This window comes from Nostoc sp. CCY0012, assembly GCF_963920855.1.
Taxonomy (GTDB): Bacteria; Cyanobacteriota; Cyanobacteriia; order Cyanobacteriales; family Nostocaceae; genus Cyanocohniella.
Map to the genome: position 1 here is coordinate 1 of NZ_CAWUDM010000147.1, position 11,586 is coordinate 11,586.

Sequence of the window (11,586 nt, forward strand, 5' to 3'; positions counted from 1 at the left end):
GGCCCGCTGCGCTTGGGGGCAGCGGGGAATGGGCAGTAACCTCTCCCCTGCTCCTCTGCTCCCCTGCTCCCCACTCCCTACTCCCCACTCCCCACTCCTTCTGAATAAGCTGCATAAACGCCTTGGACGTTATACCAGTTGAGAAAAATTCGAGCTACTTCTAAAGCTAACTGGGGTTTACCTAAATTAATTAGCCATTGCAAAAAGGGAGCCATTGTCCGCTCGTTCAATGTACCGTTAAGTGACAGAAGACCCCACAACAAGCGATGTAACCAAGTCATTTGAATCATCATTCGCACTTCCCAAGAGGGATGCTTTTGATAAAACAAGACTCCCATGCGTCCGCGTTGTATTTCTTGGTCAATCAACCGGGGAATTTGCTCTAAGTTAAATGGTGGATGCCAGTGATAGCCAACGGCTGCTGGACATTTAATCAGTTTTAGCCCTAGTTTTTTTAGTCTGACACCTAGTTCTAAGTCTTCCCAGCCATATAGTTGGAAGCTGGTATCAAAAAGTCCCGCTTTCTCTAGCCAATGTTTAGCAATGGCGACATTACCAGTAGCAAAAAAAGCTGCGGAAAAATCCGTGATTTTATAGGGTTCACTGGTGGGGTGATCGAAATTGCAAGTATTAACTACTGCACCATAGGTGAAAAAGCGATCTGCTGAAAGCACCGTTTCGCTATCGCTTGCTAGTTTTTCCCGTCCCTGCACCAGTGCTTCTGCATGAGCTTGCAGGAAATTTGGCAGCACTACTAAATCACTATCAATAAAAATAATTGTGTCTCCCAGTGCCTGTTTTACCCCCAAGTTTCTAGCCGCAGCAGGCCCGGCGTGGTCTTGCTCAAACCATCGCACATGGGGGAATTCTTCTTTGTGTGCTAGTAGCCACTCTAATGTGCCATCAGTAGAACCATCATCAACCAAGACAATTTCATATTCATTTACTGGACTGGATGCACTCAATTCCTGTACCTCCAGAGCGCGGAGGCACTTTTCTAAAATCGGTTGGCGATTATAAGTCGGTATTACAACACTGAAAAACACAGTCTCACCCACAACAGTATTACCCATCTCCAGGATAGGACAGCCAGGCACTGAACACTGTTCCTGATCTGAGTTTGGTTATAGATATAGCAGGAAAAGTAATCTAGAAGGTTTCATTTTTTGTGATGTACCATGCTCCCTTGCAAATTGCTTGTTGTATTACGGTGTTACTAAATTGTATATGAGATAACAAAATAACCTGAAAAGTATTAAACATGGTTTAAAAAAATATAGAGATAAAATATCAAAAAATACTACTAATAAATTTAAATCAAGCGGTACTTAATATTATCAGTTTTCCAATTGCTTGTAAATAAAGTATTGCATTTTAAGATGATACCGAATAGCCATACCTAACCTCTCTAATATTTACTGATTATACGCATTTATGATTCGATAAATGAAATTATTTTTCAATAAAATGAGTTATTTCTACTGAAAATAGAAAACCATAAAGCTTATCATCAATGCATTATAGCGAGTTTTATCATCTATTCAAGAATAAATCCATATTCATGATAAAATACGCGCTTTTCATTTAAGTCATGATTTTTTTATAAAAAATTGCTCGATAAATTTAAATTAAACAATACATAACCTGATGTTAATGATGGTTACTTAAATTGAAACAGAATAAATCGTGGTTGCCTCAAGTGAGCAGCATCAGCCAATTTTAACTGTGTAGAAAGCTCAAAAAAATCTAAATCAATCAATGCAGATTTGTAGAGTTTTCTCACTGCTCCTGACATGAAGAAATTAACTGAATAGTAACTTTGTAAACCTGCAAGTAGGAATATTTAATAATGAAAGGTCACCTTCATCCCAAGAACGATATAACGATCAACCCATCCGGTAACGAGTCAATCCTTAACGTGATTGGGCGCGTCAGCATGAAGCGCAGACGTTTCATCATGACAACTGCGGGAGCTACTGCGGCGACTGTATTTAGTGATATTGCTATCAGTAGTTTTCTGCAAACTGTAGAAGCAGCACCAGTTCCAGCCGGATTAGGATTTCCTGGTATTGGCTTTGAGAGCATCAAGCCAAATTTGCTTAATCCAGAAACAGGACTATTAGAAAAGGATCTCGTCACTGTTCCCAAAGGTTACACAGCCAGAATATTATCCGCTTGGGGTGACCCCATTATGCCTGGTGCGCCAGACTGGTTACCAGATGCTTCTCAGGATGCGGCAGCGCAAGAAAAGCAAGTTGGAATGAACCATGATGGTATGCACTTTTTTCCTCTGCCAGGACGAAGCTATCTTAGTCGGACATCAGGATTGCCAGTACCTGTGGAAGGTCGCGCATATAACAATCGGGGATTACTGTGCGTTAACCACGAATATACCCAAGAAGTCTTCCTTCATCCCGGTGGTAATTTGAGTAACGACGACATGACAATTGAGAAAGCCAGGAAAACTCAAGCTGCTCATGGCGTGTCTATCCAAGATATATCCAAAGACAGATTTGGTAATAGCTGGAGCGTTGATCGCAATTCTCGTTATGGTCGTCGGATCACTGGCAATACAGAAATGCGAGTTTCTGGGCCGGCTGCGGGTGATGCGTTGATGAAATCTAAAAAATTCTCCATTCAACCTGATGGATCATTTGAAATTGGCACCAATGATGGCTACACCGCTTATGGTACCCTCAACAATTGCGCCCACGGTATAACACCCTGGGGTACTTACCTCACTGCTGAAGAGAACTTCCAAGGCTATTTTGCTAACCGGACATTTAGTAGCGACCAAGATGACGATGTAAATAACGATGTCTTGGCAAGTCTAGGTCTGGAAGATAAAAAAGCTGATATCGTCAATGGACAAAGACGCTACGGTATCCCCACGGCATCTAGTTATCGCTGGCCTGTGGTTGATCCACGTTTTGATGCTTATGACAATCCCCTAGAACCTCATTTGTTTGGTTGGATGGTCGAAATTGATCCTTATGATCCCGACAGTAAACCAGTCAAACGTACTTCAATGGGTCGCATCAGACACGAAAGCGCTCAATATGTTGTCGATGATAACAATCGTCTGGCTTACTATACAGGTGACGACAACGTAAACGAGTATATCTATAAGTTCGTTTGCTCTGGTCAATACAACACGAAAGTTCGGGCTGCTAACCGCGACTTGCTTGACCACGGTACTCTTTACGTTGCCAAGTTCAATGATGATGGTACTGGCCAATGGTTACCTCTGGTTTACGGTCAGGGTGGTTTAACACCAGAGAATGGATTCAATAGCCAAGCTGAAGTCCTGATTAAAACCAGACAAGCTGCCGATAGAGTTGGCGCAACCATGATGGATAGGCCAGAGTGGATTGCTGCACGTCCCCGGATTGGTGGATTCAATGAAGTTGAAGTCTACTGCACATTGACCGCCAACAATCGTCGCGGAACAAATCCGCCCTCCTCTAATAACCCAGATGGTATAAACCAAGCTGGTAGTGCGCGTCCTCCTGTTGATGAGGCTAACCCACGTCCTGAAAATATTTACGGTCACATCATTCGTTGGCGTGAAACTGGACGCAGTGTTGCAGCTACCACCTTCAATTGGGATATTTTTGTTTTGTGTGGCGACAGACAAGACCCCGACCCCAATCGTCAAGGCAACATCAATGGCGACCACGACTTTGTGAATCCAGATGGTCTGTGGTTCGACTACTACGGTCGTCTCTGGATTCAAACCGACCAATCAGGTACTGGTACAGGTACTACCATCAACATCGGCAGTAATTCGATGGTTTGTGCCAACCCTAATGATCCTAGAGAGATTAAGCTCTTCCTCAGCAGCCCCACTGATTGTGAAGTCACTGGTGTAATCACTACACCCGATCACAGAACCATGTTCATCAACATTCAGCACCCAGGTTCTCGTGGAAGTGTTGACGCTCCTACCAGCAACAGTAACTGGCCACATAGTCAAGGTTATGGGCCACAAGGCCGCCCTCGTTCTGCTACAGTGGTCATCACCAAAAATGACGGTGGCATTATTGGTGAATAGGGCTTGATTGGTTGAGTGATCAACCGCGCTTTAATCAGTCAATGATCTAAATCAGGACTTACGTAACCAACGACGATTTCTGTCATTGCGACCGTAGGGAAGCAATCTCAAAGCCTCGATTTTCGTGGCGAGTGCGTAAGTCCTATAAATAAAACTAAAAACTTGGATTCCCACCTGTATTTGGGTTAAGAATCCAAGTTTTTTGTATATGCAACTGAAATTTGCGTTTTAACCTTGATCCAAACGCAGAACTGCCATAAAAGCTTCCTGGGGTACATCCACTGTACCTACAGATTTCATCCGCTTTTTACCTTTAGCCTGCTTCTGTAATAGTTTCTTCTTCCGGCTGATGTCGCCACCGTAGCACTTGGCAAGTACATCTTTGCGTAAAGCAGGAATATGTTCACTGGCAATGACTTTACTACCAATAGATGCCTGAATTGGCACTTTGAATTGATGACGGGGAATTAGTTCTTTGAGTTTTTCGGCCATTGATCTTCCGACGTTGTAGGCTTTATCTCGGTGGACAATCATCGCCAAGGAATCAACTGGATCGCCGTTAATCATGATATCCAGCTTCACCAAAGGATTTTCGCGGTAACCAATGAGATGATATTCCATACTGGCATAACCGCGCGATCTCGACTTCATCTGATCAAAAAAGTCGGTGACAACTTCCGCTAAGGGTAACTCGTAAGTCAGTGTAGTCCGTCCTTGGGCCAGATATTTCATATCTTTAAAGATGCCACGCCGATTTTGCGACAACTCCATCAAGGTACCAACATAAGTTTCTGGCGTAATCATTTCTACTTTGACGTAGGGTTCTTCAATTTTTTCGCGGTCGTTGGGAGGCGGTAAATTGCTGGGATTATCGATGAATAATTCTTCACCCTTGTTAGTAATTACACGGTAAACCACTGAAGGAGCCGTAATAATTAAATCCAGGTTGTACTCTCGCTCCAAACGTTCCTGGACAATTTCCATGTGCAACAACCCCAAGAACCCACACCGGAAGCCAAACCCCATAGCGCTAGAAGTTTCTGGTTCGTATTGTAGTGCAGCATCGTTAAGTCCTAGTTTTTCTAAGGCTTCGCGCAAATCTTCAAATTGGTCGGCATCAATGGGGAACATACCACAAAACACCATCGGATTGGCTTCTGTGTAACCAGGTAAAGCTTCTGCGGCTTTAGCTTTGGTGAGAGTGATGGTGTCTCCCACCCGTGCATCGGCTACAGCTTTAATGGCTGCGGCAAAATAGCCTACTTCTCCAGCGTGTAGTTCATCAACTTCAATTTGGGTAGGTGAGAGTACACCCAACTCATCAACATCGTATTCTTTACCGGATGCCATTAAATAGATGCGATCGCCTCTTTTCAAAGTGCCATCCATCACCCGAAAATAGACAATTACACCCCGGTAGCTGTCGTAATAGCTATCAAAAATCAATGCCCGTAAGCGTTCATTTACGGTGTTTTTTGGTGGTGGTACCCGCTCTACAACAGCTTCTAAAATTTCAGTAATGCCAATTCCTTCTTTGGCAGAAGCCAGAATAGCACCACTACAATCTAGACCGATAATTTCTTCGATTTCACCGATTACCCGGTCTGGTTCTGCCCCTGGTAAGTCGATTTTATTTAAAACTGGGATAATTTCTAAGTCGTTTTCCAGAGCCAGATACAGGTTAGCTAAAGTTTGCGCTTCTACCCCTTGGGAGGCATCTACCACTAACAGCGCACCTTCACAGGCTACTAGACTGCGAGAAACTTCATACGAAAAATCCACATGTCCAGGAGTATCAATTAAATTCAGCACATACTGCTGACCATCTTTGGCTTGGTAATTCATCCGGGCAGCTTGCAGCTTAATGGTAATGCCGCGCTCCCGTTCCAAATCCATGTTGTCGAGAAATTGTTCCTTCATCTTACGCTCATCAACAGTGCCAGTGGATTGCAGTAAGCGATCGGCGAGGGTGGATTTCCCGTGATCAATGTGAGCAATAATGCAAAAATTGCGAATACGAACGGCGGGAACGTCAGTCATATACTATCTTTTGCTGAAGCAGCAACCAAGGTTAAACAAACAATTTACTTCATGTATTTTAATACTTTCTTCGCCAAGACGCTGCCATTAGTCAATGTGGAGTCAGGAGAGTAAAAGGAATAACTGACTTCCCTCCCTATGTAGACTTTAAAGAATATATATAAAGTCTATTTTACATGCAGGGATTGACTAACCAGAGGCGTACAATAAATATATATAAGTAAATAATGTAGAGATCGTGGGCAGTTACACCTTGTAAATGCTGAGAACTACTGATTTACTGACAAAAGTTCTAGAGCTGTTGTCTAGTGAGTTTGATGAAAATTACCAATTAAAACCAGATGCTGTTACTTTGGTTGGATTTCGGGGAACTATATAACTGTGCAATAACTGTGCAGGAAATCTGCACTGGCAAACTGTCAGTAAAAGAACCCCAATGGTACATAATCACGGCTTGACAAAGCTTTAGACGTAACAATCTCTGAGTATATAAACCTATGAATATGAAAGAGAAAGCTACCGATGCGGATCATCAACGAGCCGATAAGGTAGAAATTGCCGTCCAACTGGACTCGGAGTTACTAGAGCAAATTCAGCATCTAACAAACGACCCCAGTAAAGTGATTGAGGTGGCGATTCGTCAATGGCTGCGCGGTGAAGTTCCCAGGGATGATGAACTGACACGTAACCCCCGGCGCATACCTATTCCACCTCGGGGGGAATGGAATGATTGACAACAGTAAATAAGCTGTGAATACAAAATAAAAATCACGTAAAGTTTGTCAATCTAGATGCCATAAACGCCAAAATACCCAATGGGTGGATGCCAAAGCTGTAATAATTTATGCCAATTTTTTTTGGGGCAGCTTTAGCAAAAACGTTCTGAGTTGCCATTTGTCTATCCAACTCGATTAATGACTATTACTGCTAAATCCCAATTGCCGAATTTATTTTCCCAAAATCTGGAATATTCGACTCATAAACCTGGTGGCTCCTTGCCAAATTTAGGAGCAGAGTTAGTGTACACGCAAGATGGGACAGGACGCTACCTGACATTTTATTGGCAGCAAAGTGAACTGTTGGGGTTAAACCCTAAGCAAATAGTGAATAAGCGCAACAAAGGGGAAATTTTTGTCCCTGTAGACAATGGTGCTTATTTGGAACGTTTACAGCGAATATTGAGTAGTTTGGTGCCGGAAAAATTTCAATGTTGGTTTAGCTACCGCCAGCAGTTATTCGAGTTGGAGTTGGCAATTTGCCCGATTATGCCGCAATTGGGAACCGCCGCGACTACCGTCTTAGTAATGGGACGGTTACTGCAAACTACCCTCAACAAACAAGACATAAAGTTAACACCACCAGCGCCGACACCAATAGATTTGGCTTTACGTTCACAGCAGCATCAAAAGCTGGTAAATGAAATTACCAGAAATATTCGGCGGACATTGAATTTAGACCTGATTTGGCAACAGACAGTTGATAGTCTGGGAAAAGCTTTGCGGCTAGAGCGTTGTATTATCTGTCCTTACCAGTCCTCTAGTTCTAGAGTCCGGGTGATAGCAGAATATCATCAGCCAGAACGCAGCTCGATGCTTGGCTTAGAAATAGATTTAGCTTCTGAGCCAGCCTTTGCTCAGGCGTTGGCAACTCTAGAACCAGTGGTGATGGAGGCGTCGAAAGATAGTCTGTGTCCCCAGCAAAAAATCTTAGTGGTAGCCACGTGCTATCAAGACCAAGCCAATGGACTGATTGCCATAAATCTGCGAGATGAATGTTCCCCATTGACCGATGCAGAACTGGAACTAGCAAAAGAAGTTGCCGATCAACTGGGAACAGCGATCGCTCATGCTACTTTATACAAAGAACTAGAAGCAGCCCGTCAAAAAGCCGAAGAAGCCTCTCGCCTCAAAAGCGAATTTCTGGCCAATGTGTCCCATGAAATTCGGACTCCCCTCAATGGCATGATCGGATTTTTGAAGTTGATTTTGGAGGGCATGGCAGATGATCCGGAAGAACAAAATCAATTCCTCTCAGAAGCTCATCATTTATCAATACACCTACTCAACATCATCAACGATATTTTAGATATCGCCAAAATCGAAGCAGGTAAAATGGAGCTAGTTTGCTCTCCAGTCAAGCTAGATGAGCTATTTAGTGATGTAGAAAATTTCATGCGTCCCCAGGCAGAGACTAGAAACCTCAGCTTCCAGATGCAAATGTTACCAACTTCTGATGAAATTATTGTCCAAGGCAATTATCAACGGCTGTTACAAGTCATGCTTAACTTGGTCAGCAATGCCATCAAATTTACGCAAGAAGGCGGCATCACTGTCAGTGCTGACTTGGTGTTAAAAAAGACAAAAATTCAAGGACAGCAATTTCCTGGGATGGTGAAAGTTCGGGTTGCAGACACTGGTATCGGTGTTTCCCTAGACAAACAAGATAAATTGTTTCAATTATTTTCTCAAGTAGATGGTTCTCGGACTCGCCATTACGGTGGTACGGGTTTGGGTCTGGCAATATCCCAAAAACTGATAGAGGCTATGGGCGGCGAAGTGCATTTTTATAGTCTCGGTGAGGGACTTGGCTCAACGGTGACATTCACGGTGCCTCTGTACCAACAACCAGTCTTAGTTTCTGCTAATGATTGTGATTGAGATTGTTTATTTTGACAAATCAAATAAGTACTACAATACTTGTGATCAACGTGCTGATGATTATGAGTCATCAATGTATGACTATCAGCTGACTAAACTCTGCGATTAAACACAATCTTGGGGCGATTATATCTAAAATTAAGTTAACAAACGTTGCATATAAATATTTTCCTACCAAAAGAGGTCTCAAACAATGGAACTGACAACTGAAAACGTCGAGACAGTATTAGATGAAATGCGCCCTTATCTCATGTCTGATGGCGGTAATGTGGAACTTGTAGAGCTTGATGGGCCGATTGTCAAACTACGCTTGCAAGGTGCTTGCGGTTCTTGCCCCAGTTCGGCAATGACTCTGAGAATGGGAATTGAACGCCGTCTGCGGGAAATGATTCCAGAAATTGCAGAAGTTGAGCAAGTGATTTAGGGGCTGGGGACTGAGGACTGGGGACTGGGAATGCAGATGTAGTGGCAGTCCAGAGTATTTCTGCTGACACCATGAACCATACCCTCATGTCCCATTTCCTATGCCCGATACTCTATGCCCAGTATTCAATGATTTAGTATGTCTCATCCATTACACGTCGCTTTTATCTGGCATCAACATCAGCCGCTGTACAAGTCTCCTGGCAGCGGCGTTTCCGTTTCTTCTAGTCAGCACTACCGTCTACCTTGGGTACGCTTGCATGGAACTAAGGATTATTTAGATTTAATCTTAATTTTGGAAAAGTATCCAAAGTTACATCAAACAGTAAATTTAGTACCATCTTTAATATTACAACTCGAAGATTATATTGCTGGCACTGCTTTTGATCCATATCTCACGGCTAGCCTGACACCAAATGAAAAAATAACTCAGCAGCAAAAAGAATTTATTATTCAACACTTTTTTGATGCCAATCACCATACGCTGATTGACCCCCATCCTCGTTATGCTGAGTTGTATTACCAAAGACAGGAACAAGGGGAGGCTTGGTGTTTAGCTAATTGGCAATTGCCAGATTACAGTGATTTGCTGGCTTGGCACAATCTGGCTTGGATTGATCCGATTTTTTGGGATGACCCAGAAATTGCGGCGTGGTTAGAACAGGGTCGAAATTTTACTTTAAGCGATCGCCAGCGTATATATTCCAAACAACGGGAAATTCTCAGCCGCATTATCCCCCAACACCGGAAAATGCAAGCTAATGGACAGCTAGAAGTCACGACGACGCCCTACACTCATCCGATTTTACCTTTACTCGCTGAGACTGACTCGGGCCGGGTAGCAGTCCCACAAATGCAACTACCTCAGCAACGCTTTCAGTGGGCAGAAGACATTCCCCGCCACTTGCGGAAAGCCTGGGAGTTATATACAGAACGCTTTGGACAAGAACCACGTGGTTTATGGCCTTCAGAACAATCAGTCAGCCCAGAAATTTTACCGTATATTATTAAACAAGGCTTTAAGTGGATTTGCTCAGATGAAGCCGTGTTGGGCTGGACGCTGAAACACTTTTTTCATCGGGATGGCGCAGGTAATGTCCAGGAACCAGAGTTAATTTATCGTCCATATCGCCTAGAAACCCCAGCAGGTGATTTATCCATTGTTTTTCGTGACCATAGATTATCCGATTTGATTGGCTTTACTTATGGGTCAATGCCACCAAAACAGGCAGCCGCTGAATTAGTGGGACACCTGCAAGCGATCGCTAAAATGCAAAGAGAGCGTCAAAGCGAACAACCTTGGTTAGTAACCATTGCTTTGGATGGAGAGAATTGTTGGGAATTTTATCCCCAAGATGGTAAACCGTTCTTAGAGGCTTTGTATCAAACCCTCAGTAATGAACCCCACCTAAAATTAGTTACCGTCTCCGAACATCTAGAACAATTTCCTCCCACAGCAACCATTCCCGGAGGACAACTACACAGCGGTTCTTGGGTGGATGGTAGCTTTACCACCTGGATTGGCGACCCTGTGAAAAATCGTGCGTGGGATTACCTGACACACGCCAGGGAAACATTAGCGAAACATCCTGAAGCCACAGAAGAAAATAACCCAGAAGCTTGGGAAGCGTTGTATGCCGCCGAGGGTTCTGATTGGTTCTGGTGGTTTGGTGAAGGACATTCGTCAAATCAGGATGCCATGTTTGATCAATTGTTTCGGGAACACTTATTGGGCATTTACAAAGCCCTGAATGAACCCGCACCATCTTACCTCAAACAACCGCTAGAAATTCACGCGGCCCGTGCTGACCATAAGCCAGAAGGATTTATTCATCCTGCCATTGATGGTAGAGGCGATGAACAGGACTGGGATAAAGCCGGTCGCATCGAAATTGGCGGGGCGCGAGGGACGATGCACAGTAGCAGTGTCATCCAGCGACTTTGGTATGGGGTAGATCACTTGAATTTCTATGTGCGTCTAGACTTTAAAAGTGGTGTTGTCCCCGGAAGAGATTTGCCAGAAGAGTTGAATTTATTGTGGTTTTATCCAGATAAAACAATGCACAATAGCCCCATTCCCTTGGCAGATGTACCAGATGTAGCGCCCATGAATTACCAGTATCACCACCATCTGGCAATTAATCTACTGACACAATCGATGCAGTTTCGGGAAGCGGGAGAACATTATCAATGGCATCCCCGTTTCACTCGCGCCCAAGTAGCTTTAGGCAATTGTTTTGAGGTAGCAGTACCGTGGGCAGATTTGCAAGTTCCACCTGATTATCCTGTGCGCTTAGTTTTAGTGTTGGCGGATGAGGGGGGTTTCCGTAACTATTTGCCGGAAAATGCTTTGATTCCTATTGACGTTCCTTAGGGAACTGGGGGAAGAAGCAGGGGGGCAGGGGGCAGGGA

Annotated in this window: 7 protein-coding genes; 5 read left to right on the top strand and 2 right to left on the bottom strand. The window is 43.8% G+C overall.

The window, feature by feature from the left end; genetic code table 11:
* Positions 1 to 77: 77 nt before the first annotated feature.
* Entirely contained in the window at positions 78 to 1,073 is a 996-nt protein-coding gene (locus ACM0OS_RS26265) for a glycosyltransferase family 2 protein (protein ID WP_414546122.1), read from the bottom strand.
* A 776-nt stretch (positions 1,074 to 1,849) separates the two neighbouring features.
* Between ACM0OS_RS26265 and ACM0OS_RS26270 the strand changes: the two genes are divergently transcribed.
* A complete protein-coding gene (locus ACM0OS_RS26270; RefSeq protein WP_414546116.1) occupies positions 1,850 to 4,054 on the top strand; it encodes a PhoX family protein in 2,205 nt (734 codons plus the stop codon).
* 228 nt (positions 4,055 to 4,282) lie between these two features.
* Here ACM0OS_RS26270 and lepA read toward each other — a convergent pair whose 3' ends face one another.
* Positions 4,283 to 6,094, bottom strand: coding sequence for a translation elongation factor 4 (gene lepA / locus ACM0OS_RS26275; RefSeq protein ID WP_414546117.1), 1,812 nt, complete (start codon positions 6,092 to 6,094; stop codon positions 4,283 to 4,285).
* 497 nt (positions 6,095 to 6,591) lie between these two features.
* Between lepA and ACM0OS_RS26280 the strand changes: the two genes are divergently transcribed.
* The 4 genes from ACM0OS_RS26280 to ACM0OS_RS26295 all read left to right on the top strand — a co-directional run bounded on the left by ACM0OS_RS26280 (position 6,592) and on the right by ACM0OS_RS26295 (position 11,548).
* Positions 6,592 to 6,828, top strand: coding sequence for a hypothetical protein (locus ACM0OS_RS26280; RefSeq protein ID WP_414546118.1), 237 nt, complete (start codon positions 6,592 to 6,594; stop codon positions 6,826 to 6,828).
* 180 nt (positions 6,829 to 7,008) lie between these two features.
* Positions 7,009 to 8,751 (top strand): sensor histidine kinase, encoded by a 1,743-nt coding sequence (locus ACM0OS_RS26285; protein WP_414546119.1) that lies wholly within the window; start codon positions 7,009 to 7,011, stop codon positions 8,749 to 8,751.
* Between the two features lie 193 nt (positions 8,752 to 8,944).
* Positions 8,945 to 9,175 carry a NifU family protein gene (locus ACM0OS_RS26290; RefSeq protein ID WP_414546120.1) on the top strand — a complete coding sequence of 77 codons (231 nt, stop codon included), beginning with the start codon at positions 8,945 to 8,947 and terminating at the stop codon, positions 9,173 to 9,175.
* A 138-nt stretch (positions 9,176 to 9,313) separates the two neighbouring features.
* Positions 9,314 to 11,548, top strand: a complete 2,235-nt coding sequence (locus ACM0OS_RS26295) for a glycoside hydrolase (protein ID WP_414546121.1) — start codon at positions 9,314 to 9,316, stop codon at positions 11,546 to 11,548.
* The last annotated feature ends 38 nt before the right edge of the window (positions 11,549 to 11,586 follow it).